This is a genomic window from Cytobacillus sp. FSL R5-0377 (assembly GCF_038004385.1).
Classification (GTDB): domain Bacteria; phylum Bacillota; class Bacilli; order Bacillales; family Cytobacillaceae; genus Cytobacillus.
This window is the reverse complement of record NZ_JBBORA010000001.1, coordinates 4,695,812-4,719,598: the sequence shown is the minus strand read 5'-3', so window position 1 is coordinate 4,719,598 and position 23,787 is coordinate 4,695,812. Positions and strand designations below refer to the sequence as shown.

The following is a 23,787-nucleotide window of genomic DNA, read 5'->3' as shown; positions in this document are numbered from 1 at the left end:
TTAAAGAATAACTTTCTAAAAATTGTGCCCCACTCCTTTATTATAAAACCTGATTGTTTTATAACCTGCCATTAATTAATTCACTAGAATCCTCCATTCAATATATATGTAATGTTATAACAATTTCTTATTCAACAAACCTCCCTCAATAAAAGAAGCATACACACCCGATTACTCCTGATTTCTTAGATTTTCATAGCTATTTACCTGCCGGTAAATGGTTTCAATTGGAGGATAGTCACTGAAAAGGATATATTTAGACATACAGAGAAAAATGGGCTACAACCCACTAACCAATCTATTACAGAAATTGGTGGAGTAGTAAGAATATGACCGCACTGGTAGATGTCCACATATCTCATGGAGGTCAACCCTCCCATGCCTCACAGAGTCTTCGCTCTCAAATTCCTTCGTCCAACCTTTCCATGAGGTGGATGTCGGCCATGCTGCCCCACAGGGTCCATGCCCGTAATTTAGTTGCTTTGCCGACTAATCCGTGCTTCAAATGTCTCCAAAACTATAAGCCAAGAACTATTTCTAATCTAAACGAAACCAGAATTAAGCGGCCAGTTCTGCCTTCTTTGATCCTGCCAAGTGAGGGATATCTTTTAACATCTTTTCTTCACTAAATTCAAATTGCTTTTTACTTATACTAAAGAAAATACGAATCAATTTATTACACAAAGCGATAAGGGATTGCATCTTCTTTAACGGGTTGTCCGGCCGTTGTGTAAAGTAAGCATGCAGGGCCTTAAAAGCTGAATTTTTGGCAACTAGAATCATGCAAACCCTAAACAACAGAGCCCTTAGCTTCTTCCTGCCTCTCTTGGAGATGGTTGTTTTGCCCTTATGCTTTCCAGACGTATTTTCCTTCAGACTCAAGCCAGCCAGCTTAATGATTTGTCGGGGGTGAGAGTACTCACTTAGGTCACCCACTTCCGCAAAGAAACCAGCGACAGTATCTCTTCCAACACCCTTGATCGCTAACATTTGCGCTACACCTGGAATTTCATCAAGCAGGGAATCTACTTTTCCGTCCAATTCTTCGAATTCCTTCTGAATCAAATCATATTTAGCCAGAAGAGTTTTCAGCTCCATTTTTGCCATCTCAGAGCCTTGGCGAAGTCCGATGGACTGACTCGCTGCTTGCTTTAATTCCTGAATCTTATTAGCACCTACACTTCTTTTTACGGATTTTCTTAAATGGATAAGCAATTCATCTTCTGTGAAATTGGCTATTTCATGCGGTAGAGCATAAAGCCGTAAGAATTGTAATGCAGCCTTGCCCTCCCACTTCTTAAAGACCTTAAGAAATTCCGGAAAATACCGGTCAATCCAGTTATGCACCTGACCCTGGACCGTTTGAAGGTCCTCGGTTAAAAGATCGCGAATTTTCTTTGCCACACGGAGTTCGGCATAAACACCTTGCGGTATAGTAGGTTCGGCGTATCTTCCGTCCTTGACCAGTTGAGCAATGACCTTGGCATCTTTTACATCATTTTTAGTTGGAGAATTATCATCAAGTTCCTTGCTTTTCTTTACGTGCAAGGGATTTACAGCTACAAACTTAATCTCGTTCTCTTTTAAAATATGAGCCAGGTTAAACCAATAATGACCTGTTGGCTCCATACCGACAATCACTTTCTCCATACTACGTGCTTTCTTCGTTTCCGAAATCCAATTAAGAAAATGCTCAAAACCTTCTTTTGTATTTTCAAAATAACAAGGAGTTCCAAACTCCATTCCCCTGAAATCCTGGGCACGTGCCACATGCTTGAATTTCGCGATATCCACCCCTATAATCAGGGTGTAAGGAGTAATTTGAGCAATCTTCTTATTCTGGTTATAATTCATTTTAAAGCCTCCTGGTATTTGAGTAATGTCCTTTTCGCTTGCCGGCTTCAGGACTCTCTCATTCTACCAAGAGGTTATTTTTTTGTTCAAACTCCATTTTCCTTCATTACAGGAATGCTGCCCCGTTTGTTAAAAATGCAAAAAGATGTCTTAGCCTTTACATTTTGTAACAAAACCATTATCGTTTTATATAATGATAATGGTTAGAGGTGATAATAATGAAAAATAAAGCAGATATATTACTGCACCCTGTTCGAATGCGTATCGTACAAGCCTTGTTAGAAGAAAAATTGACAGTATATCAACTAGTTAAAAAACTAGGAAATGTGCCACAAGCTACCATGTACCGTCAACTAAGTACTTTAGTTGATGCCGGTCTGGTTCAGGTCAGTGAGGAAAGACTTGTAAGGGGAACACCGGAGAAGATTTACAGTGTGGTTGACGAACATCTCCAGCTTTCTCCTCAAGATATTGCCGCCTATTCACAAGATGAACACCTTCGTTTTTTTATGGTTTATAACACCCACCTTTTAATGGAAATGCAGCAGTACCTTTTGAGTCGTGATGTTGAGAACTATATAGAGGATGGGTTTAGATATGGAATTACCCCTCTTCACTTATCTGAAGAGGAGATGATAGAATTTTTTGATCGTTACCGTGTTTTAATTGGAGAATTTGTTAGTAAGAAACCTTCGCCTGACAGGAAATTGATCAAATTAGCAACCACCTTCATCCCAACTGGTGATTAAATTAACTTTAAGGGAAGCAGATTTATAAATTAACATTACTTATTATAGGAGGAAATTATGGATACTAAAGTAAGCGGTCAATGGATAAATATTGATGGAGCCGAATTATATTATGAATACCTTGGTGAGCAGAACGATGGCCCAACTATAGTGTTTATGTCCGGATATGGCTGGCCATTGGAGAATTGGCAACCGATTAGAGAAGATGTTTCAACATTTGCGAAGATATTTATGTATGACAGAGAAAGTGTAGGCAATAGTAGCCAGGGGAACAACTCCAAACATAGTTTACAAATCGTTGAGCACCTTAGAACACTGCTTCAAAAAGCCAATATTAAGCCCCCATTTATATTAGTGGGGCACTCTTTTGGGGGAGTAAACGCTAGATTATATACGAATATGTATCCAAAAGAGATAGCCGGAGTAATCCTATTGGAGTCTTGCCACGAAGACCAGAATAAAGTAATGGCTCCTTTAATATCAAAAGAGGCTCAGGAAGGATATTTTGCTCAATTCCACGTAGAAGGTATAGAAGGCAGCCTTACTGAATTTGAAGAAAGTCTAGAACAAGTTCGGGGAGCAGACATTGGGAATACTCCTCTTATGGTAATGACTGGCTGCACCCAACCTATTCACACAACAGACTCAATGGCCGTATGGATGAATTTTCAAAAGGAACTAGCAACTTTGTCAACAAAATCCAAACATATAATCATTAAAGAGGCGGGACATGCTATTCACATTGATAAACCAGAAGCTGTTATTGAAGCAATTAGGGAAATGGTCGAGATGGTAAGTAAGTAAGTATTTTGCATTTTGTAATTTCCACTGACACGGCAGGATGGGAAATATATTAGTATAAGTTTGAATCTTTTATTTAACTATCCTGCCCCTTTTGTTGCATAAGAAAAAGCTGCCTGATTCGCAGCTGATCTTGGACGAAAGCACCCTTTACTTTAAGTGTAACTCTTCACAATCTTTATCTATAGAACATTTCATTACTTTAGAATGTCTTGCAATGTCTTATCAAGTGTCTTAAAAGTAAACGTGTAACCTTCACGTTCTAACCGGTCTGGGAGAACCCACCGACTTTTTAACACCAATTCCGTTTCTGTTTTAATTAGCAATGAGCCAATCTCCAACATCCATTTGGGTGAAGGTAAACCGAATGGAACATTCAGCGTTTTTCTTAGTTCTTTCATTAATTCACGATTACTAACAGGTTGTGGTGAAGAGCAATTAAAAACACCACTTAGCTCTTCTTTATCTTTCAAAAAGAGAACGATTTGAAACAAATCGTCGATATGTATCCAACTAAACTTTTGGTTTCCCGTTCCATGAATCCCTCCAAGTCCAAACTTCACTAAATTTCGATAAGGTGTCATAACTCCACCATCCTTACCTAATACAATAGCTATGCGTAAGGCGATTTGCCTTGTTTTTGGTAAGTCAAAGGAAAAGAAGGTTTTCTCCCAGTTTGTTGCAACATTAACCGAGAATCCTGAACCAATTTCTCCTTTTTCTTCAGTCATTGGACGGTCTTCTGCGTGCCGATAAATAGTTGCCGTACTGGAATTCATCCAAATGGCAGGTGGATTAGTACACGCCTGTATAGCTTCTCCAAGTATTTTAGTTGTCCTTATCCTTGAATTCATAATTTCATTCTTATTTGCTTCATTGTATCGACAATTCACAGATTTCCCCGCAAGATTGATTAGTAGTTCAGTATCTTCCAATGCCTCTTTAATACTCAATTTATCTTCCCAAGAAATATGTTGCTTTTGCCTTGATATGATATGTACCTCATATCCTAATTCCTTAAATTTGTTCTTAAAAGATTCACCAATAAAGCCTGTTCCACCTGCTAAAACTACTTTCATAAAAAAACTCCAATCTGTTTTATAAATCGGCTTCTTACTAGCCTCCCATAGTTATACTCAAGCAATTTCTTCAAATATTATAAGAACCGTTTTCTTTCTTCGGGGGAAGGTAACATACAGCTTTCTTTTTTGCCAAACCATTTATATCTATTTTTAGCTATAAGCCCATAAAAGAAGTCTCTGATGGGTTTTGGGATAACTAACAGGACATAAGGTATCTTCCATGCTCCTTTCAAGTTTTTGCAAACTCGAAGGGCTGCCGATGATTTAAAGTAGCAATTGTTATCTTCTATAAGAACAAAACTATCTATATCCTCTGGAGCATTATGCTTATTCAATAATTCTTTTCCTAAATAACTTTGTAACGAAGCAAATTTAAAGTGTCCTTTTGGGTCTCTTTTGATGATAAATTGAACGCTTTGGTCACAAAAATTACACTCTCCATCAAATAAAATAATTCTTTCCATTCCAATCCCACCTTTCTTTTAGTATAACGTTTATTATTTCTATATTGTTTTACAATTTTAGTTATTCAACTAAACTGCCACGTTTCTACATTAAGAAAATTCAAGATCAAAAGGAATCAATCGTTCTTAGGTTAATGCCCACGTTCCCAGTTGAAGCACCTTGAAATCAAATATCACAATTCTCTAAATCAATTTCATACTCTTTAGGAATATAGTTTAACAATTTTATTGTGCTATTGATTCTAATATCGTTAGTAATTACGGTGTATCCAACTTTATGTATATCAATTAACGTTGCTACCTTATCCCAATTAAGATTAAGGAACTCAGTTGGATGGTCCCAATGCACATTTGGATATAAGTCTTTATAAAGGATGTTTTCACCTTGGAACATAAACGAACCAAAACTATTATAAGCAACCACTCACAATATTTGGTTATTAGTTTAAATTGAGCTTTAGAATCTACTTTAAGAATCACCCATTTACTATTTTTATTAATAAGATAATCGATTTGAAGCTGTTTCATCTTTCCTGTTTCTTCATCATCAATAAAAAACGTTGGTAAAACAAAGAATAAAGGAAACTTGAAAGTACCTTTTATAAAGTTATAGGTAAACCCTTCAAAATCTCTTAACATAACACCAATACTCAAAACTGCGAAATCTTTCTCTCTAAACTTAATTGAGTTAATTATGCTTTTATGACTATTTTGAATGAATACCGACATTTACATCACTTCCTACCATTACGTTAATCACTCTTACTATTGCTATCATCTATTGAATTATCCTGCCCCTTTTTCAAATAAGAATAAGCTGCCTGGTTCGGCAGCCGGATCTTAAAGTTATGCACCCTATTGTTTAGGAGCATTCACAAATTTTGTTTTATTTCAGGATACAGCACAGTCAAATGATTTGACAAAAAATCCTATTTATGCTATAATTTACAAGTTACAAACCTCTGTGTATAATAAGATTCTCCTGGCCGGGGAATCTTATTTTCGTTTAAGAGGAGGCAATTGAATGAAGCCCAATGAATCCAGTTTAACGTCCTTAATATCAGCGTTTGGTCGAGCATACCACAGTCAATATGACACACCTAAAATTTTTGATGATTATGTTGCACAAGAACTAATTTCCAAAAAAGAGATTTCAGAAATCAGTGAGAATATGATTAATGGTATACAATTTTTTAACGAAGGTATTGCTCAAACGTTGCAAGGTAAATCGGAAGAAGTCTTAAAATGGATTACACAAGTCCAGCTTTCTCCTACACCTCTAGCTCGTGCAGCGTATTGCGAAAAAGTATTATTAAATGAAATAATGTTAGGATTAAAACAGTACGTAATACTTGGAGCCGGCTTAGATACTTTTTGTTTCAGACATCCTGGATTAGAAAAAATATTAGAGATATTTGAAATTGACCATCCATCTACACAGGAATTTAAAAAGAAAAGGCTTGATAATGCCAACCTTATAACCTCGGGGAATCTACATTTTGTTTCAATGGACTTTACCAAAAAGTTCTCCTTTCAAAAACTTATAGATGAAGGCTTTGAAAACAAAAAGACTTTCTTTAGCCTTTTGGGTGTGTCTTATTATTTGACTAAAGAAGAAAATTCACGTTTAATAAGTAGTCTATTTGCTAAAGCCCCAATAGGAAGTTCTATCGTTTTTGACTATGCGGATGAAAACCTCTTTGAAGAAAAAGGAATCTCTAATAGAGTCGAAAATATGGTGAAAATGGCTTCGGCAAGTGGAGAACCAATGAAATCCTGTTTCACTTATAATGAGATCGAGAATATGTTAGAAAAATCAGGGTTACTGATTTATGAACATTTGTCACCAGTTCAGATAAATGACCGTTTCTTTAGTAATCGGACGGATTATTTGACTGCATTCGAAACAATTCACTATATCCACGCTGTAAAAAAATAATATTCTTATTTGCCGCTCAACACGATTGATGATTGAGCGGTTTTTAATTTCTCTAAAAAGGAATCCCAGTTAATATGTCCTATTAAACAAACCTGCCCCGTTTGTTTAAGAAAAAGCCGCCGATTGGCAGCTGATTTTTAACTTTCATTCCTACTATTTTATTGGAACTGCTTCTTTAATTAGTTCGTTATCATTCGAATCATAAGCCATCAGGAAGTATTCCCCACTGTTCAATGTAATTCCATTAAACCTAGCATAGGACATAACCCCTGGACTATTTGAATTAAAAGCCGAGCTAAACTCCCCAATTGTTCCCTCTTGTGTTTGGATTTTAAAACGTATATCTTCACTGCTGCTTTGGGACAAATTATAATAAACTGTTGTTGACATTGGTGTTGTGACTACTTTTTGGAGAGTAACAATTTCCCCATTATTCAGCGTTAATTGCGTATTCATATCGAACACTTTTTTCTCTTTCATTAACCGTGATTGGCTGACTCCAATTTTAAAGACCCAAGGTTGATCAATAATTGTACGATCCCATCTGTCGTAAATAATTTCAATATCAACTTCCTCTGTTTTAATTTCCTGGCTTAATTCTATATCGTTAAATATGGTAAACATATTATTACTTAATTCAATTGTTTCTCCACCAGTTGTAAGTGAAGTATCTTGCCCATTTATCTTTACTCTGGGTGTAATAGCAGTTTGGTAATCCACATCAACATTTTTTGTTGGCTGGAAGGTAGAACTTACATATATACGTTGATCGTCAACAATTACTTCATTTAATGTTAATTTACCAAGCCCATTTTCTGCAGTACTCCCTATGTTTGTTTTATATGAGGAATAATCAAGATTTTCGTTAATATTTATATATTTTTCTATCTTTTCTCCAATAAAGGGCATATCTGCAACAGTCTCTTTATCGATTATTAAAACAGCACTCATGATAATAGCAGCCACACCCACGCTTATAGTTACCCATTTTTTTCGAGTTCCACCTAAAGAGATGTCCTTTTTAACTCTCTTCAAAATTCGTTTCTTTTCCAATTTTGAAAGTTCAATTTCTTCAAATTCATCCAAATTGATTTCTACATCGTTAAGCTTGTTATAAATAGTCATTTTTTTTCACCTCATTTCTCATTAATATACTTCTTAATTTTTTTCTACCCCTGGAGAGCTTATTATGCACCCAGGATTCTTTTGTATTAAACTGCTTTGCAATTTCCCTTGAAGGAAACCCTTCTATATAATATTTTTCAAATATTGACCGTTCTAATTCAGGAAGTTCATCTAATAAATTTTCCGTATCAACTTTGTTTTTATCGGAAACGAGTTGTCCCAAATTTCCCTCCGACAATTCAGCTTTACTCAAATATTGCTTTTCCTGTTCTGATTTCCTCAGATAATCAATTGCTTTGTACTTTGCAATAGCTGCAATCCAATTTTTAAATTCGTTTCTTGAAGGGTCGAATGAATCAATATGGTACCAGATTGATACCAGAACATCTGCCATACATTCCTCAGTATCTTGACGATTTTTCTGAAGATATTTTTGAATTATTGCATTTAGCAATCCGCCATACTTATCAAGTATATTAGAAATGCCTTTTTCATTTTTTAACTTTATTTGTTCAACAAGAAATTGTTCTTCAAGACTCAACTTTAACCCCCCTTGTCACTTTTTTGTATTCATATATTAAATACGTAATTTGACTAAAAATCCTATCACCCAAAAAAAATAAACCGATAGAAAATTCTATCGGCAAATCATAAGCATAAAATTCCATTAAATAGTTCGACTCTTTTTGAACAAATACCTTCTTCAACTAACCTGCCCCTTTGGTAAAATAAGAAACAGGATTAGAACCCATAAGTTTCTAAAATCACTTCCCTAACGTGTAATGCCTTTTCCTTTTGTAAATTTCTTAAGCTAAATCAGATTAATTTCATTAAATTCTAATTCAATTTTAATACAATTCTCATTTTTACTGGTTATCATCGAATATGAAGGGGGATTTATATGGAGTTTACTTTAAAGGAACAAATCAGGTGTATTAATGAGATTGATAAAAACGAAAAAACTATATTCTTAATTAAAGCAATTGAAAGCTTTCTGAACATAAGTTTAGTTGTAGAAAAAGTTATAAATAAGTACACGACACAGAGGGAAGATATAAATAATTACTTAAGAAGTATAGGCTTGGAAATTATAGATGAATTCAGAAACCACGATAATTACATATTTTTTGAAAAAAACTTAAAAAAGTATTGTGGTTTTCAAGAAGATGATGAAGCATCTTCCGATATTATTTTTGAATGTTGTAGTGATGAAACGGTAGATATATTAAAGCTAAAAAGGAATTAATAGATGCTGCCAACTCCCTTAATGAGCAAAAACAAAATGAAAAAGAATAAATATTGGATTTAGGTGTATCAATTTTAAAGTAAAAATCCACCCTGTTGATGTTAGGGCTTAGATTATTTTTATGAATAAAAAATAAACATCGGAGAAGAAACGGGGTACTTGCTTTCTATAGAAGCTCCTGATAGGTTCTTAAAGAGTGGTTTTTGATGCAGTCCCTTATTCAATAAACCTGCCCCTGTTAGTCCAATAAGAAAAAGGCTGCCTTTTTGCAGCCTTTATTTTAATAAGTTGAACATGGTCGAATATAAGTTAAGTGCTACCAATAAGTCAACACCCTATTCCACTTTTTCCTTATTTAAATGCTCATAATCTAATAATTCCACTTTGAAACCATGACTACATCCAATTTTGGGGCTATCGCAGGATGGAGATACTCTTACTTTAACCAAGTCATGTGCATAGTTGCCAGGTGCATTTTTTTCGTCAGGAACGTGAATACTTATGGAAATATCATAAGAATGATTATTGTTATAAACAATACCAACAATCCTTTGTGACTGCCAACCAAAGGTAGCAGCATCATTACCTGGATACTCTTGCATCACTCTTTTATCAATGACTGGAAATATAATATCCCGAATAATATCTTCTGGTGTAACATACCAATCTTCTGCATATGGTTTAATTTCCTTTGGCTCTGGAGGTTTGGCATTAACCAAGTTATCTGTGGCAAACATTAATAAAATAGTAAAAGGAACAATTGTTTTCTTCACGATGCTCACTCCCATAAAATATCTACAGTTATATTTCGCATCTTCAATTAATTTTATCCACAACAACCAACCCGCATTTCCAAGCCAAGGTGTTTCACTAAATGCCCTGTTAGTTTATAAAGAAAAAACTGCTCGATTAGCAGTTAATTTTGACAAAAGTACCCTTTAGCTTACGGTGAACCCTTCGCAACTTTCTTATATTTTACTAAAAAAGGCGAGAACAAAGAACCAATAATCGCAGTGGCGATACATATAACAATTGTAGTAAAAACATTACTGAAAGGAGATGCAAACAAACCATATATCCACATTGGTATTATTGTAAAAGAGACGCAAATAAACCTAGAAGGAAATGCTATCTTATATTCTGTGCCGCATCTGTCGCAGTTTATTGTGCTGTAAAACCAATTAGCTCTAAAAATTTTAATCCACTTAAATGGATTGTTGCAAGTATCGCATTTTTGTATTGTAATCACCCCTATATTTCTTTTTAAAAATATATATTCTCAAGTCTTATTCCAATGTCCTACCTTATTTCACTAACCTGCCCCTGTAGTTCAACAAAAAAATAGCCGCCTAGTTCGGCAGCAGTCCTTGTACATAGGGCATTCCATAGCTCAATAAAATCTCAGATTAACTTTGGTGAAGTAGATATTGGTGATTTTTGTTTTTGCCATTCGGTCGGTCCCTCATTAGGTTCAATATATTTCGAAAAATAGTCTCCACTTTGTTTATCAAAAATAATGATGTTACTATCATTTGGGGAAATTAATTCATACCGAAATTGTTCTTTCTGTGATGTTTTAAATTGATTGGATTGTATAGATTGTAAAATAAACCAAGAACCTACAAGAATACATAATCCTAAGAAGATAATAGAATAAGACATAAGATTTTTATTCCTATGCTGCCCCTTTAAAAAAATAATAAATTCATTATAACATTTTACTTTTATTCTTCTTGCACTAAACTGCCCCCGTTTATTGAATAAGGGATTCAATCAAAAAATAAATAATTAATCGTCTTTTTTGTGTTTATCTGGTGGTTTTAAAAATACATCTTCTCCTGGATCATATCCTTCTGGGTCCCAATAATCCTCTAAGTATTTCTCTTTTTCAAAAATACTTCTTAAAAAGGTAATTGCTTCTCGCCAAGTTGAGAAAAGGTGAAATGAATATGGAGGTTCACCTATGTCATTCCAAACTGCCCAAGTTCTATTTGGCAGCTCAGTGACACTCCATTGAGCATCTTCAGGAATATGGAAGACAAAATATGTATATTCACAAGCTGATTTCCAATCAGGAAAGCCCATTTCAGAAGCAATCTCTTCATATTTTAAAGAATAACTTTCTAAAAATTGTGCCCCACTCCTTTATTAAAATACCTGATTGTTTTATAACCTGCCATTAATTAATTTGCTAATATAAGAATCCTCCACTAATAAATATGCAATGTTATAACAAGTTCTTATTCGACAAAACTGCCCCGTTAGTTAAGTAAGAATAGGCCACCATTGTGCAGCTTGATGTTAAAGTAATGCCTACATTTACCTTTTGTATAACATCCTCTATTGGAACTAGCTGTTTTTTCGAATTATTTAAACACAAAAGGGTGTCCTTATCAAGACACCCTTTTGTTCAGCTATTAATAATGTACAAAGTAGTAATAACCATCTGCTTCACCAGATGAGGTTTTTCTCGGAGAATAAGCATAAGCTGATTTACTAGATAGTAAACCATCCCAATTTGAATATCTTTTTAAAGTTCCAGAAGTTTTCTTTAAGTATGGCTTGAATCCAATATAGCCAGAGTCACCTTTTGATAGTGTGAAAGAATATGTGCTAGAGTCAGATGCGCTACTAGTCCATGAAAAGCCTGCATTAGCCTTAATCGCATCTTTTTCTGCTGTTAGAGAAACACTATACGTAGCGGATACTGTTACACTAACTGCTTTATCAATTCTACAAGTAGATGTAGTACAACCGATGTCTGCAGTTACCTTTTTAGTACCACCAGTCACATTGGTAGTTGAAGAAGGAGTGTATCTGTAGTATTCGTAATAATCCCTTAAGATTGATACATCACCATCACCAGTTGCATCCTCATCAGTAAACATACCCTCAGTGTCAACTTCTTCAGAATTTTCAATCTCATTTACATATTCTTCTTTTGAAACTGGAACTAATTGTCCATCTACTTCCTTAAGAGGTGTTACATACTTTCCTAGAGATTCATCATAAATGGCATTTCTCTTCTCGATTTTTACAGGTTTATTAGCATCCTTCGACCCTGCAGCGAATGTAGATCCTCCAAATCCCCCTAAAAAAACAACACTCAAACTTAAGACAGCAAAAACATTTTTAATACTTCTTCTCATACTTTTCCTCCTTTACCAGAATTATCTAAATTATCCAATTTTGTTAAAATTTGGTAAAGGGTCTTTGGGCCTATTTAGTTGGTTGGATATAAAAATAAATTCCTGTTTTGTTGTCAATTGTGGGACTTACTTCGCCAGTTTTTGTTTTAACGACAGGAGCTTCTGCTTCACTTACTCCGGTATAAATTGTAAAAGTTTTTCCTGACTGTGTTTCTGTTCCCCAACTTATTTGAGAAGAATATTGTTTGACCTCATCATTCTTAACAAGTACATCTTGATCAGGATCATACCAGGCATATTGCCCTTCATTTTCACTTATGCTTGATACACCTACGCCTAAGCCTTCCTCTAATTGTTTCTTATAAATAATAAATGTTTCTCCGTTTTCACTAACTTTCCCAATAATGTCTTCTTTTTTAATCTTTTCTTCTTTAATGCCATAATCAATTGTTTCTTCTTTGGTTTCAAACCATTTCGTTTCAGTAGATTCATCACTTGCTAATGCAGAACATCCTGTTAGTGCAAGCAGGGCTATTGCAAAAGGCAATATTACTTTCATTTAAAATCCCCCTTTAAGAAAAGATGTAATATCTCCATGATACATTTCTGACGATATAAATTACAATATTTAGAAATTTTTTATGAAATATCGAAGTATCCTTTTCGAATTGTACTTCTTATTAGTTAAAGTTGATACGATTATTTCCCCATTTTACGAGTTGCTGTTGCCCAGGCCAAACCCTTCTGCCACAACCAACCATATAATTTCTTTTTAGTATGACCTTCCTATCCCCTCCTCGCTTCTGAATTTTTTACACTTTATAGGGATCTTACCTATGGTAAACATAATAAGTAATGTAAAAAAGCCACTTATAAACAAATTAACAATATTTACGCCTTACGATTAATTAGACGATTAAGACGATAGAAGGTATCATCATTGCACCAAACCTGTAAAATTTAAATTTTTCCCTCCTTAAACAAACCTCCCTCAATAAAAGAAGCATACACACCCGATTACTCCTGATTTCTTAGATTTTCATAGCTATTTACCTGCCGGTAAATGGTTTCAATTGGAGGATAGTCACTGAAAAGGATATATTTAGACATACAGAGAAAAATGGGCTACAACCCACTAACCAATCTATTACAGAAATTGGTGGAGTAGTAAGAATATGACCGCACTGGTAGATGTCCACATATCTCATGGAGGTCAACCCTCCCATGCCTCACAGAGTCTTCGCTCTCAAATTCCTTCGTCCAACCTTTCCATGAGGTGGATGTCGGCCATGCTGCCCCACAGGGTCCATGCCCGTAATTTAGTTGCTTTGCCGACTAATCCGTGCTTCAAATGTCTCCAAAACTATAAGCCAAGAACTATTTCTAATCTAAACGAAACCAGAATTAAGCGGCCAGTTCTGCCTTCTTTGATCCTGCCAAGTGAGGGATATCTTTTAACATCTTTTCTTCACTAAATTCAAATTGCTTTTTACTTATACTAAAGAAAATACGAATCAATTTATTACACAAAGCGATAAGGGATTGCATCTTCTTTAACGGGTTGTCCGGCCGTTGTGTAAAGTAAGCATGCAGGGCCTTAAAAGCTGAATTTTTGGCAACTAGAATCATGCAAACCCTAAACAACAGAGCCCTTAGCTTCTTCCTGCCTCTCTTGGAGATGGTTGTTTTGCCCTTATGCTTTCCAGACGTATTTTCCTTCAGACTCAAGCCAGCCAGCTTAATGATTTGTCGGGGGTGAGAGTACTCACTTAGGTCACCCACTTCCGCAAAGAAACCAGCGACAGTATCTCTTCCAACACCCTTGATCGCTAACATTTGCGCTACACCTGGAATTTCATCAAGCAGGGAATCTACTTTTCCGTCCAATTCTTCGAATTCCTTCTGAATCAAATCATATTTAGCCAGAAGAGTTTTCAGCTCCATTTTTGCCATCTCAGAGCCTTGGCGAAGTCCGATGGACTGACTCGCTGCTTGCTTTAATTCCTGAATCTTATTAGCACCTACACTTCTTTTTACGGATTTTCTTAAATGGATAAGCAATTCATCTTCTGTGAAATTGGCTATTTCATGCGGTAGAGCATAAAGCCGTAAGAATTGTAATGCAGCCTTGCCCTCCCACTTCTTAAAGACCTTAAGAAATTCCGGAAAATACCGGTCAATCCAGTTATGCACCTGACCCTGGACCGTTTGAAGGTCCTCGGTTAAAAGATCGCGAATTTTCTTTGCCACACGGAGTTCGGCATAAACACCTTGCGGTATAGTAGGTTCGGCGTATCTTCCGTCCTTGACCAGTTGAGCAATGACCTTGGCATCTTTTACATCATTTTTAGTTGGAGAATTATCATCAAGTTCCTTGCTTTTCTTTACGTGCAAGGGATTTACAGCTACAAACTTAATCTCGTTCTCTTTTAAAATATGAGCCAGGTTAAACCAATAATGACCTGTTGGCTCCATACCGACAATCACTTTCTCCATACTACGTGCTTTCTTCGTTTCCGAAATCCAATTAAGAAAATGCTCAAAACCTTCTTTTGTATTTTCAAAATAACAAGGAGTTCCAAACTCCATTCCCCTGAAATCCTGGGCACGTGCCACATGCTTGAATTTCGCGATATCCACCCCTATAATCAGGGTGTAAGGAGTAATTTGAGCAATCTTCTTATTCTGGTTATAATTCATTTTAAAGCCTCCTGGTATTTGAGTAATGTCCTTTTCGCTTGCCGGCTTCAGGACTCTCTCATTCTACCAAGAGGTTATTTTTTTGTTCAAACTCCATTTTCCTTCATTACAGGAATGCTGCCCCTTTTGTTGAATAAAAAGGACAGTTGTAATGGCAGCCGTTCTTTAAGCAGTGCACCCATTAGTTGAAGTAAATTTTACTTTTTTAAAACTACAACGACCATTTTTTAGAAGTTTATTTCTTATGGACCTTAACATACACACTTCCGAATAGTTTATCTCCAATATAAGCATCTAATTTCCACATACCACTCTTTGGCAATGACATATTAGATGGAGCGTGTCGGTCTGCTCCGTTATTATCACCACCTAGTCCGCCTTCTGCCACAGTTATTTGCTCTTCTTCATCATTCTCATGTATAGCAACTATTTTAAGTTTTCCGTTAAACTCTTGTTCTTCTCCCCAAAAATGCCACATATATTTTTGAGTTTTATTTGGATAAAATCTAACAACCTCAGTATCATCATAAATGAAACCTAAGCGCCCTTTTTCACCAATCATTGTGTAATTACCAGATTTGAATAGAGGGCTTTGATTCCATTTTTGTGCTAGATTATTTTCCACATTTGTAGTTATGGCTTCCTTATTCTTATTTGTACACCCAACAGTAGTTAAGATAACAATAATCGAAATAATTGAAACGAAACTTTTTTTAAACATAAACACCACTCCACTCTTTTTATGAATCCCAGTCAACTTCAAATATCCTTTATTATACTAACCTGACCCGTTAGCTATTGATGGCCCATACCATGAAATTTACAGCAAGCTTGCTTTCCTAACCTTTTTAACCTGTAAATCACTTAGTCCTGACGAAGTAAGGTATAGGGAGAACAAGAACAGAATGTAGGCCAGAAGAGGGAATAAGATAATCCAATGAGAATGATACATAAAGCCTCTCGCCTGACCAATTAGCCCTGACCACTCGTGAGTTACAGACAGGTAAATTGTGGGGAAGAATTGCTGGTGAGTGCCTCCAAAGAACAAATTGAATATGCCTAATTGTCCAATTAAATGTAAAACCAGTATGGCTTCGTTTATTAAGATAATCATAATGTTCCCTTTTAAAGCGGGCCAAATATGCTTCACCATTATATGGTTGTTTGATGCTCCAAGGGATTTTGAAGCAACGACATATAATTCTTTTTTTATTTCAGCTGTTTTCGAAAAGATCACATTATAAACGCTGCTTACACCCAGGAAAATCATTAATACGCTTTGAATCAGAATCAGTCCCCATATAGGAATGCTGGGATTAATATTAATCCCAACCATAATGAAATAGATAATAACAAAGGTTGGTATGCCTGACCAAACTGAAATTGTCGCTTTTCTTAGTGTTCTTTTCTTTTTATGAAGACCCATTAATATCCCTGCAATACCTCCAAGTAAAACTCTCGCAATCGCTATTAATAAGGTTCCGAGCACTGTATACTTTGCACCGTGAAGCATTAGTGTCAAAATATCGTATCCCCATTTATCTGTTCCGAATTTAAATTCCTGTGATGGCGGGAATGGAGAGGAAACCAATTGCTGGCCTTCTGCAGTCTGGGTATATCCAATCTTCTTATTGTAGTCAACTTCATATGGAGCAATCAGTGGGCCTATTAATGAAATCAGAATAAAACCACCAAATAAAAGGACACCAAGGACTAACTTTATATTCATACTCTTAAGCATGCCTCAGAATCCTCTCTATGATAGATATGAACAGTTTATATGTATAGAAAACGGAAGTATAAAGCAGCATTATGCTTATTAAGCAAAGAACAACTAAATTGTACTGATATCCAAACTTCACTTGAATTTGAAACAGCATAGTTGTAACTCCCCTGGTATTGTACAGATATTCAACCACAAAAAGATTACTGATCATGATTCCTGTAATTTTTTTCAAATCCGCCTTTAAATAGGGAAGGACATTGGTTGTTACATGAAATAAATATATTCTCGGCTTGCTTAACCCTTTTCCTATTGCGGTTAGTATATAATCCTCCGATATCACTTCATGTGTATGTTCATTCAGTGCCCTTATTAAGTAAATAAGGGGGATAAGAACAAGAGTAACAATCGGAAGAAATAATGCCGGGTCGTCCATGCTGAGCGAAGCTACCTTCACAGTCTTGATCCCTGTAGTTTTATAAATAAAGTTTACTAGTAATTGCATTAGTAAAATAAAGATAAAGTCAGGGATCATCCCCAGAAAACTCAATGTGCCGTTCAGGTACTTGACACTCGTCTTCCAAAACCATATTCCAAACAGAAAAGATAAAGTAATCACAATCAATCCAGACGAGGTTAAATAAAAATAAGACGATTTAAAATAGGCAACAATATCAGCTGGAAAAAACCTTGTATTGCTACCAGTTTTATAATAAAAAGCGTCCAATGAAAAAATTCCTGCTATAAAGTCTTTTATTAGAATTACAATCTGTTGGGGGTGAAATATAATTTGTTGTTGAGACTGTAAGGGATCCCCTGTATTATGGAAAACCAAAGGAATTGCAGCTAATATGAGCAATAGAAAAAAACCGATAAGTTGCTTGATTAAACTTTTAAAAGAATACAACTCAACTTTTCTCCTTTTAAAATTGAGATTCTTGAAGTTATTCTCCAAAGACTTCTACAATCCTTTTATTTGTCATTTCAGATTCTGCAAACAACCCTTAAGCTAAACAAAAAAGCCGCCTGGTTCGGCAGCTGGTCTTGATCTAAGCACTGGTATATTTAGCTAGAAGTTATGCTTATTGAGTTAATTTTTCTTTGAAGATCTGTTTGAAATACGGTTTAAAATCAATTTCAATACTTTGTTGAGAGTCCTCATTAATGACTGTTAATAGTATACTGGCACATTCTTTTTTATCTGCTGTAATTTCAAATTTTTTGACCCGTTTTAGGTCTAAAATTGATATCAATCTATTTGAAATACGTTGAGTTACTTGTATTTTAACTTCACCATAGGAAGGGGAAAGCTTAACAATAAAGTCCTCCTCTCCATTAGAGAATCGGTATGTGGTTTCATTATAATAGAATGGTAAGTCTTTTGAAGTAGTATCTAATAATGTTGGTTCACATTCAAATAAAGAAAGAAAGTCGTTCTCTTCTGGAAATTTAGGCATTTTACTATCACCCTTTTTATCACTATTTTAACATTTCTACTTCAACAAACCTCCCTCAATAAAAGAAGCATACACACCCGATTACTCCTGATTTCTTAGATTTTCATAGCTATTTACCTGCCGGTAAATGGTTTCAATTGGAGGATAGTCACTGAAAAGGATATATTTAGACATACAGAGAAAAATGGGCTACAACCCACTAACCAATCTATTACAGAAATTGGTGGAGTAGTAAGAATATGACCGCACTGGTAGATGTCCACATATCTCATGGAGGTCAACCCTCCCATGCCTCACAGAGTCTTCGCTCTCAAATTCCTTCGTCCAACCTTTCCATGAGGTGGATGTCGGCCATGCTGCCCCACAGGGTCCATGCCCGTAATTTAGTTGCTTTGCCGACTAATCCGTGCTTCAAATGTCTCCAAAACTATAAGCCAAGAACTATTTCTAATCTAAACGAAACCAGAATTAAGCGGCCAGTTCTGCCTTCTTTGATCCTGCCAAGTGAGGGATATCTTTTAACATCTTTTCTTCACTAAATTCAAATTGCTTTTTACTTATACTAAAGAAAATACGAATCAATTTATTACACAAAGCGATAAGGGATTGCATCTTCTTTAACGGGTTGTCCGGCCGTTGTGTAAAGTAAGCATGCAGGGCCTTAAAAGCTGAATTTTTGGCAACTAGAATCATGCAAACCCTAAACAACAGAGCCCTTAGCTTCTTCCTGCCTCTCTTGGAGATGGTTGTTTTGCCCTTATGCTTTCCAGACGTATTTTCCTTCAGACTCAAGCCAGCCAGCTTAATGATTTGTCGGGGGTGAGAGTACTCACTTAGGTCACCCACTTCCGCAAAGAAACCAGCGACAGTATCTCTTCCAACACCCTTGATCGCTAACATTTGCGCTACACCTGGAATTTCATCAAGCAGGGAATCTACTTTTCCGTCCAATTCTTCGAATTCCTTCTGAATCAAATCATATTTAGCCAGAAGAGTTTTCAGCTCCATTTTTGCCATCTCAGAGCCTTGGCGAAGTCCGATGGACTGACTCGCTGCTTGCTTTAATTCCTGAATCTTATTAGCACCTACACTTCTTTTTACGGATTTTCTTAAATGGATAAGCAATTCATCTTCTGTGAAATTGGCTATTTCATGCGGTAGAGCATAAAGCCGTAAGAATTGTAATGCAGCCTTGCCCTCCCACTTCTTAAAGACCTTAAGAAATTCCGGAAAATACCGGTCAATCCAGTTATGCACCTGACCCTGGACCGTTTGAAGGTCCTCGGTTAAAAGATCGCGAATTTTCTTTGCCACACGGAGTTCGGCATAAACACCTTGCGGTATAGTAGGTTCGGCGTATCTTCCGTCCTTGACCAGTTGAGCAATGACCTTGGCATCTTTTACATCATTTTTAGTTGGAGAATTATCATCAAGTTCCTTGCTTTTCTTTACGTGCAAGGGATTTACAGCTACAAACTTAATCTCGTTCTCTTTTAAAATATGAGCCAGGTTAAACCAATAATGACCTGTTGGCTCCATACCGACAATCACTTTCTCCATACTACGTGCTTTCTTCGTTTCCGAAATCCAATTAAGAAAATGCTCAAAACCTTCTTTTGTATTTTCAAAATAACAAGGAGTTCCAAACTCCATTCCCCTGAAATCCTGGGCACGTGCCACATGCTTGAATTTCGCGATATCCACCCCTATAATCAGGGTGTAAGGAGTAATTTGAGCAATCTTCTTATTCTGGTTATAATTCATTTTAAAGCCTCCTGGTATTTGAGTAATGTCCTTTTCGCTTGCCGGCTTCAGGACTCTCTCATTCTACCAAGAGGTTATTTTTTTGTTCAAACTCCATTTTCCTTCATTACAGGAATGCTGCCCCTTTAATTCAAAAAGGAATTCAACAAAAAAGGCGTTAATCCTCCCCTAGATCAACGCACCCGATAGGTTAATAAAAAGCCTCTCAAGATTTTTTGAAATTACCTGGGATTTTAACGAGAACATAATTTCCAGTCCACATTTGAGTGGTAGCAATTAATATCCTTCCGTCTTTTTCAAAGAACAGACCAGCACCATCTCTTTCTTTAAATTCCCATCCATTTGAACTAATCATTTGTTTTATATTTTCATCAGCAATCGAAACACCTTGGTTCTCACTACTTGTGATATACCAAATAGAATCGCCTTCTACTGCAATTTCTGCTATTTTACTTTCCGATTCTTTCAGTATATCAATCGCTTCTTTTGCAGACGTATCAGCTATCGGAAGAGAAGGGTAATGCAATTTATTTACAAATACGAACACTGCAATAACGGCTATAAATAAACCTAAAATCATTCCACCCTTTTTCAATTCATTACCTCCTTTCTAACAAGACGCTTATCACTTATCATAAGTTCCTAAGCATTTGAACTTACCTTTGGATTAGCTTCTTCAACAAACTTGCCCCTTTAGTTAAACAAGAAATCATTCTTTAACCACTTTCCCTATTATTTCTTCTCGACTTTAAGAACCTTTATTTTGGCAGGATGTGATTCCAATACTTCACCGAACCAAACCTTCATTTTTTGACCGTCTTTATACGGGGAAAAAGAAAATGGAACACTATCTAATTTATAAATTCCTCCATAGCTTCGGATGAATTCTTGATTTGATTGTTCCTTAGCAGTTTTAACATCAAAGTCCTCATCTGTAATCAAATACCATACTCCTTCTTTATTTAGGATATATCCTTCTACTGTCATTTTTTCATTTGCACCGATTTTATTAACGAGGTCACCAAGGATAATAATTGCAAATAGAATTACCAAAAGTATCACTAGTTTTTTCATAGCTAACCCATTTATTCACTCCCTTGATTTCAATTATATGAGTATTTCAACTCCTATCCTTAGATTCCTCTTTTACTAAACTGCCCGTTCGTATTATAAGGTTAGCCAGAATGCTAAATATTTCTGGTTGACCTTTTTTTATTGGGTCTTATTATATCAGTAGCCAGGGTAGAACGTAACTGCTCGTGGGGCTTAGACCCCGTCAGCTAAACGGTTCGCCCCCTACTTGTAGAAACATGATTGAGGCTGGTTGGGACTTTGATCTCGTATAACAAGCGAAGCTGTGACACTGCAAGGAGAAATTAGGGGTACTGGTAAATTACATGTTTAGGAGGAGGATTTAGAATGAATCCAGTCGTTGGTCTGGATATTTCAAAAGGGGAAAGTCAAGTTCAAGCATTTTTAGATAAAGGCAAACCATTCAGAAAGAGTTTTAAAGTATCTCATACAGTTGAAGGGCTAAGTTATCTTGTATCGTTTCTGGAGGATGTGAAAAAAGAGTCTGGTAAGAAGCCTTCAATCATTCTAGAAGCTACTGGGCACTATCAAACTCCTGTTGTTCATTATTTGGAAGAACGAGGTTATTTATTGATTATTATCAACCCGTTGATTTCATACAAGGCAAGAGGCTCAAGTTTAAGAAAAGTAAAGACAGATGCTGTAGATGCCTATCTTCTTTGTGAGTTATTCTACAAAGAGGAGTTAGAGCCTTATAAAAAGAGAGGTGTTCAATTATTAAACCTTCGAAATCTTACAAGACAGCATGAAAATATTACTGGAGTAACAATTCAAACGAAGCTTCAATTTCAAGCTGTTCTTGAACAAGTGTTTCCAGAATATAAGGGGGTTTTTGGAGATTTATATTCGGTGGTATCACTCTTAACGCTTTCAGAGTTCCCCTCTTCCGAGGATATTATTAAAGCAAGTGAAGAAACAATTACAGATAAGATACATGAATTATGTAAAAGTCGATCAATTAGGTGGGCAAAAGAAAGTGCGATTAAACTTAAGGCTGCGGCAGCTCGTAACCCTTTTGAAAAGACAGTCTACCAGAGTCATATTTTAAGCCTTGGTATGTATATTAATATGATTCTTCAATACAAAGAGCACCTATCAAAGTTGGAGTCGGAGATAGATGCCCTCGCTAAAGAAATTGAAGAATATAATATTATCAAATCTATCCCTGGTATCGGGGAAAAAATCGCTGCAACGATTATTTCAGAAATTGGAGAGATAGATCGATTTACTAATCCTAAAAAGCTGGTAGCTTTCGCTGGAGTTGATCCAAGTGTATTCGAATCTGGTAAGTTTACAGCCACAAAGAATCGAATTACAAAACGAGGGTCAAGTAGGCTTCGTCACGCCTTATATATGGCTGTTCGTTGTGCGATTCGTGATTGCCGTAAAAAGAAAACAACGGATGAAATCATCCCTCGCAACAAGAAAATGCGAGAGTTTTACGACAAGAAACGTGGCGAAGGAAAACCCTTTAAAGTAACTGTAATTGCATGCGTAAATAAACTCTTACATTGGATATTTGCCCTTTTAAAGAACAGAACCACTTTCCAAGATTTAGCTTAGAACCAAAAATAAACTAAATAACACAAAACCTTCCAAAACCAGAATAACGGAAGGTTATTTGGCATGCACATTTTTAGTATAGCATGAGATATTTTAAGTTTTTATTGAAAAATATTGACAAACTATTAGCTGGTTTAGTCGAATAAGAAAAATGTTCTGCCGGTCCTAACTGGATCTTCAACGCTTGCACCCGTTAGTGGAATATAAATTTTTAACTGGTTAGCATCGAATAATAAAACTTCGCATCCTGTAATGCAGTATTTAGGTTAATAGAATTTTCTATTGTATAGTAAACTGCAATTCCTGCAAGTATAGCAATAATTGCACCACTACTTTTAGGTATTTGTTTGGTCTTCTTATAGAAAATTAGCGTTGTTATAACAACAATTAAAAAGTAGGATGCAGATAGTATTATTTCAAATATATCCATGTTAACATCCTCAACAGCGGTTCTAAAATGCTCCAAATCCTCTTTATTATCCATATTCTCTACAATAGTAGATATGTTGCCTTGGTGACCAATTTTCCAAGTAAATGAATTTTGTTCTTTTATTACAGTGTATTGATAGCCCCCTGCCTTTTCTTCACCAATAACAAAAGGTGAACTCGCAAATACAATTGGAACAACTACTATGAAAAGTAAAATTAACATAGAAAACATTACTAAAAACTTCTCTTTCAATTGCATATCCCCCATATCTCATTCACAATAATGACACTACAATATGTTTAATCCCCTCTTAAAGAAACCTGCCCCGTTTGTTGAATAAGGAAAATGATATTGCCGGCAGTTCATGTGGCATTGAAAATTGACAGCTATTTTTGCACTGCATTTAAGAGGACAATACTTATTGTCCAACATAGAATATGATGTCAATTGCTATGTCAAAAATGATGAAAGAGGCTAAAAACCGAAATAAGGAAAAGGACGTGTGCCAATTCACAGGTCATTTTTTTTGCCATTTATCAGCCGAAAACGCAGCCCTTTATTTTTTTCAGGTGTATAAGTTAAATATGCTTATCATCATTAATGATTGCCTCCCGGACTTCCTCTTTCGTGCTGTTAATCTTAAATGGAA

The 23,787-nt window shown here is 35.8% G+C and carries 26 protein-coding genes; 5 read left to right on the top strand and 21 right to left on the bottom strand.

What is annotated here, in order from left to right; all coding sequences use genetic code 11:
• Positions 1-558 precede the first annotated feature (558 nt).
• A complete protein-coding gene (locus NSQ49_RS23845; protein ID WP_341071464.1) occupies positions 559-1,854 on the bottom strand; it encodes an IS110 family transposase in 1,296 nt (431 codons plus the stop codon).
• Between the two features lie 218 nt (positions 1,855-2,072).
• Here NSQ49_RS23845 and NSQ49_RS23840 point away from each other — a divergent pair, with 218 nt between their 5' ends.
• Together NSQ49_RS23840 and NSQ49_RS23835 are read left to right on the top strand one after the other, a co-directional pair.
• Positions 2,073-2,603, top strand: coding sequence for a helix-turn-helix domain-containing protein (locus tag NSQ49_RS23840; RefSeq protein ID WP_159865371.1), 531 nt, complete (start codon positions 2,073-2,075; stop codon positions 2,601-2,603).
• A 57-nt stretch (positions 2,604-2,660) separates the two neighbouring features.
• Positions 2,661-3,407, top strand: coding sequence for an alpha/beta fold hydrolase (locus NSQ49_RS23835; protein WP_159865368.1), 747 nt, complete (start codon positions 2,661-2,663; stop codon positions 3,405-3,407).
• 194 nt (positions 3,408-3,601) lie between these two features.
• On the opposite strand, the gene NSQ49_RS23830 is transcribed toward NSQ49_RS23835, so the two are convergent.
• The 3 genes from NSQ49_RS23830 to NSQ49_RS23820 form a co-directional block, all read right to left on the bottom strand.
• Complete coding sequence (locus NSQ49_RS23830) at positions 3,602-4,483, bottom strand: TIGR01777 family oxidoreductase (protein WP_251284996.1); 882 nt, start codon at positions 4,481-4,483, stop codon at positions 3,602-3,604.
• Positions 4,484-4,560: 77 nt separating this feature from the next.
• Positions 4,561-4,950, bottom strand: coding sequence for a thiol-disulfide oxidoreductase DCC family protein (locus tag NSQ49_RS23825; protein WP_159865362.1), 390 nt, complete (start codon positions 4,948-4,950; stop codon positions 4,561-4,563).
• A gap of 297 nt (positions 4,951-5,247) precedes the next feature.
• On the bottom strand, positions 5,248-5,679 hold the full coding sequence (locus NSQ49_RS23820) for a hypothetical protein (RefSeq protein WP_159865359.1): 432 nt from the start codon (positions 5,677-5,679) through the stop codon (positions 5,248-5,250).
• Positions 5,680-5,974: 295 nt separating this feature from the next.
• Between NSQ49_RS23820 and NSQ49_RS23815 the strand changes: the two genes are divergently transcribed.
• Positions 5,975-6,889: a class I SAM-dependent methyltransferase gene (locus NSQ49_RS23815; RefSeq protein ID WP_159865356.1), complete on the top strand. Its 915-nt coding sequence runs from the start codon at positions 5,975-5,977 to the stop codon at positions 6,887-6,889.
• A gap of 153 nt (positions 6,890-7,042) precedes the next feature.
• On the opposite strand, the gene NSQ49_RS23810 is transcribed toward NSQ49_RS23815, so the two are convergent.
• The 3 genes from NSQ49_RS23810 to NSQ49_RS23800 are packed head-to-tail and all read right to left on the bottom strand — an operon-like array spanning position 7,043 to position 8,721.
• Positions 7,043-8,014 (bottom strand): DUF4179 domain-containing protein, encoded by a 972-nt coding sequence (locus tag NSQ49_RS23810; RefSeq protein WP_159865353.1) that lies wholly within the window; start codon positions 8,012-8,014, stop codon positions 7,043-7,045.
• Complete coding sequence (locus NSQ49_RS23805; protein WP_159865350.1) at positions 8,001-8,555, bottom strand: sigma-70 family RNA polymerase sigma factor; 555 nt, start codon at positions 8,553-8,555, stop codon at positions 8,001-8,003. The genes NSQ49_RS23810 and NSQ49_RS23805 overlap by 14 nt, the downstream gene beginning before the upstream one ends.
• The gene (locus NSQ49_RS23800) at positions 8,545-8,721 is read right to left on the bottom strand and encodes a hypothetical protein (RefSeq protein WP_159865347.1); all 177 of its coding nucleotides are present in this window, start codon (positions 8,719-8,721) and stop codon (positions 8,545-8,547) included. Before NSQ49_RS23800 ends, NSQ49_RS23805 begins: the two co-directional genes overlap by 11 nt.
• A 194-nt stretch (positions 8,722-8,915) precedes the next feature.
• Between NSQ49_RS23800 and NSQ49_RS23795 the strand changes: the two genes are divergently transcribed.
• Positions 8,916-9,260 (top strand): hypothetical protein, encoded by a 345-nt coding sequence (locus tag NSQ49_RS23795; RefSeq protein ID WP_159865344.1) that lies wholly within the window; start codon positions 8,916-8,918, stop codon positions 9,258-9,260.
• A 335-nt stretch (positions 9,261-9,595) separates the two neighbouring features.
• Here the strand turns inward: NSQ49_RS23795 and NSQ49_RS23790 are convergent, their stop codons facing one another.
• The 13 genes from NSQ49_RS23790 to NSQ49_RS23735 form a co-directional block, all read right to left on the bottom strand.
• The gene (locus NSQ49_RS23790; protein ID WP_251285000.1) at positions 9,596-10,033 is read right to left on the bottom strand and encodes a hypothetical protein; all 438 of its coding nucleotides are present in this window, start codon (positions 10,031-10,033) and stop codon (positions 9,596-9,598) included.
• 170 nt (positions 10,034-10,203) lie between these two features.
• Complete coding sequence (locus tag NSQ49_RS26760; protein WP_159865337.1) at positions 10,204-10,509, bottom strand: TIGR04104 family putative zinc finger protein; 306 nt, start codon at positions 10,507-10,509, stop codon at positions 10,204-10,206.
• 539 nt (positions 10,510-11,048) lie between these two features.
• Positions 11,049-11,345 carry a hypothetical protein gene (locus NSQ49_RS23785; RefSeq protein WP_019379509.1) on the bottom strand — a complete coding sequence of 99 codons (297 nt, stop codon included), beginning with the start codon at positions 11,343-11,345 and terminating at the stop codon, positions 11,049-11,051.
• 332 nt (positions 11,346-11,677) lie between these two features.
• Positions 11,678-12,409 (bottom strand): DUF6060 domain-containing protein, encoded by a 732-nt coding sequence (locus NSQ49_RS23780; RefSeq protein ID WP_019379510.1) that lies wholly within the window; start codon positions 12,407-12,409, stop codon positions 11,678-11,680.
• Between the two features lie 70 nt (positions 12,410-12,479).
• A complete protein-coding gene (locus tag NSQ49_RS23775) occupies positions 12,480-12,968 on the bottom strand; it encodes a hypothetical protein (protein WP_071157477.1) in 489 nt (162 codons plus the stop codon).
• Between the two features lie 845 nt (positions 12,969-13,813).
• Positions 13,814-15,109, bottom strand: coding sequence for an IS110 family transposase (locus tag NSQ49_RS23770; RefSeq protein ID WP_341071464.1), 1,296 nt, complete (start codon positions 15,107-15,109; stop codon positions 13,814-13,816).
• Positions 15,110-15,344: 235 nt separating this feature from the next.
• A complete protein-coding gene (locus NSQ49_RS23765) occupies positions 15,345-15,830 on the bottom strand; it encodes a hypothetical protein (protein WP_061794368.1) in 486 nt (161 codons plus the stop codon).
• Between the two features lie 99 nt (positions 15,831-15,929).
• Positions 15,930-16,850 carry an ABC transporter permease gene (locus NSQ49_RS23760; protein WP_192908172.1) on the bottom strand — a complete coding sequence of 307 codons (921 nt, stop codon included), beginning with the start codon at positions 16,848-16,850 and terminating at the stop codon, positions 15,930-15,932.
• Complete coding sequence (locus NSQ49_RS23755) at positions 16,843-17,559, bottom strand: ABC transporter permease subunit (RefSeq protein ID WP_226280679.1); 717 nt, start codon at positions 17,557-17,559, stop codon at positions 16,843-16,845. Before NSQ49_RS23755 ends, NSQ49_RS23760 begins: the two co-directional genes overlap by 8 nt.
• 355 nt (positions 17,560-17,914) lie before the next feature.
• Complete coding sequence (locus NSQ49_RS23750) at positions 17,915-18,289, bottom strand: hypothetical protein (RefSeq protein WP_192908171.1); 375 nt, start codon at positions 18,287-18,289, stop codon at positions 17,915-17,917.
• A 468-nt stretch (positions 18,290-18,757) separates the two neighbouring features.
• The gene (locus NSQ49_RS23745; RefSeq protein ID WP_341071464.1) at positions 18,758-20,053 is read right to left on the bottom strand and encodes an IS110 family transposase; all 1,296 of its coding nucleotides are present in this window, start codon (positions 20,051-20,053) and stop codon (positions 18,758-18,760) included.
• Positions 20,054-20,258: 205 nt separating this feature from the next.
• Positions 20,259-20,648 (bottom strand): hypothetical protein, encoded by a 390-nt coding sequence (locus NSQ49_RS23740; protein WP_251157295.1) that lies wholly within the window; start codon positions 20,646-20,648, stop codon positions 20,259-20,261.
• A gap of 137 nt (positions 20,649-20,785) precedes the next feature.
• On the bottom strand, positions 20,786-21,127 hold the full coding sequence (locus tag NSQ49_RS23735) for a DUF3221 domain-containing protein (RefSeq protein WP_251174105.1): 342 nt from the start codon (positions 21,125-21,127) through the stop codon (positions 20,786-20,788).
• A gap of 345 nt (positions 21,128-21,472) precedes the next feature.
• Between NSQ49_RS23735 and NSQ49_RS23730 the strand changes: the two genes are divergently transcribed.
• Positions 21,473-22,708 carry an IS110 family transposase gene (locus NSQ49_RS23730; RefSeq protein WP_251171169.1) on the top strand — a complete coding sequence of 412 codons (1,236 nt, stop codon included), beginning with the start codon at positions 21,473-21,475 and terminating at the stop codon, positions 22,706-22,708.
• A gap of 211 nt (positions 22,709-22,919) precedes the next feature.
• Here the strand turns inward: NSQ49_RS23730 and NSQ49_RS23725 are convergent, their stop codons facing one another.
• Complete coding sequence (locus NSQ49_RS23725) at positions 22,920-23,390, bottom strand: geobacillin-26 family protein (RefSeq protein WP_251284948.1); 471 nt, start codon at positions 23,388-23,390, stop codon at positions 22,920-22,922.
• Positions 23,391-23,787 lie beyond the last annotated feature (397 nt).

Bases quoted from the DNA above. Each gene is read 5' to 3' on its own strand.
- NSQ49_RS23770 (WP_341071464.1), bottom strand. From the start codon at position 15,109: ATGAATTATAACCAGAATAAGAAGATTGCTCAAATTACTCCTTACACC.
- NSQ49_RS23815 (WP_159865356.1), top strand. From the start codon at position 5,975: ATGAAGCCCAATGAATCCAGTTTAACGTCCTTAATATCAGCGTTTGGT.
- NSQ49_RS23820 (WP_159865359.1), bottom strand. From the start codon at position 5,679: ATGTCGGTATTCATTCAAAATAGTCATAAAAGCATAATTAACTCAATT.
- NSQ49_RS23825 (WP_159865362.1), bottom strand. From the start codon at position 4,950: ATGGAAAGAATTATTTTATTTGATGGAGAGTGTAATTTTTGTGACCAA.
- NSQ49_RS23760 (WP_192908172.1), bottom strand. From the start codon at position 16,850: ATGCTTAAGAGTATGAATATAAAGTTAGTCCTTGGTGTCCTTTTATTT.
- NSQ49_RS23775 (WP_071157477.1), bottom strand. From the start codon at position 12,968: ATGAAAGTAATATTGCCTTTTGCAATAGCCCTGCTTGCACTAACAGGA.
- NSQ49_RS23840 (WP_159865371.1), top strand. From the start codon at position 2,073: ATGAAAAATAAAGCAGATATATTACTGCACCCTGTTCGAATGCGTATC.
- NSQ49_RS23835 (WP_159865368.1), top strand. From the start codon at position 2,661: ATGGATACTAAAGTAAGCGGTCAATGGATAAATATTGATGGAGCCGAA.
- NSQ49_RS23785 (WP_019379509.1), bottom strand. From the start codon at position 11,345: ATGGGCTTTCCTGATTGGAAATCAGCTTGTGAATATACATATTTTGTC.
- NSQ49_RS23845 (WP_341071464.1), bottom strand. From the start codon at position 1,854: ATGAATTATAACCAGAATAAGAAGATTGCTCAAATTACTCCTTACACC.
- NSQ49_RS23745 (WP_341071464.1), bottom strand. From the start codon at position 20,053: ATGAATTATAACCAGAATAAGAAGATTGCTCAAATTACTCCTTACACC.
- NSQ49_RS23795 (WP_159865344.1), top strand. From the start codon at position 8,916: ATGGAGTTTACTTTAAAGGAACAAATCAGGTGTATTAATGAGATTGAT.
- NSQ49_RS23730 (WP_251171169.1), top strand. From the start codon at position 21,473: ATGAATCCAGTCGTTGGTCTGGATATTTCAAAAGGGGAAAGTCAAGTT.
- NSQ49_RS23735 (WP_251174105.1), bottom strand. From the start codon at position 21,127: ATGAAAAAACTAGTGATACTTTTGGTAATTCTATTTGCAATTATTATC.
- NSQ49_RS23810 (WP_159865353.1), bottom strand. From the start codon at position 8,014: ATGACTATTTATAACAAGCTTAACGATGTAGAAATCAATTTGGATGAA.
- NSQ49_RS23830 (WP_251284996.1), bottom strand. From the start codon at position 4,483: ATGAAAGTAGTTTTAGCAGGTGGAACAGGCTTTATTGGTGAATCTTTT.
- NSQ49_RS23765 (WP_061794368.1), bottom strand. From the start codon at position 15,830: ATGTTTAAAAAAAGTTTCGTTTCAATTATTTCGATTATTGTTATCTTA.
- NSQ49_RS23750 (WP_192908171.1), bottom strand. From the start codon at position 18,289: ATGCCTAAATTTCCAGAAGAGAACGACTTTCTTTCTTTATTTGAATGT.
- NSQ49_RS23780 (WP_019379510.1), bottom strand. From the start codon at position 12,409: ATGAGAAGAAGTATTAAAAATGTTTTTGCTGTCTTAAGTTTGAGTGTT.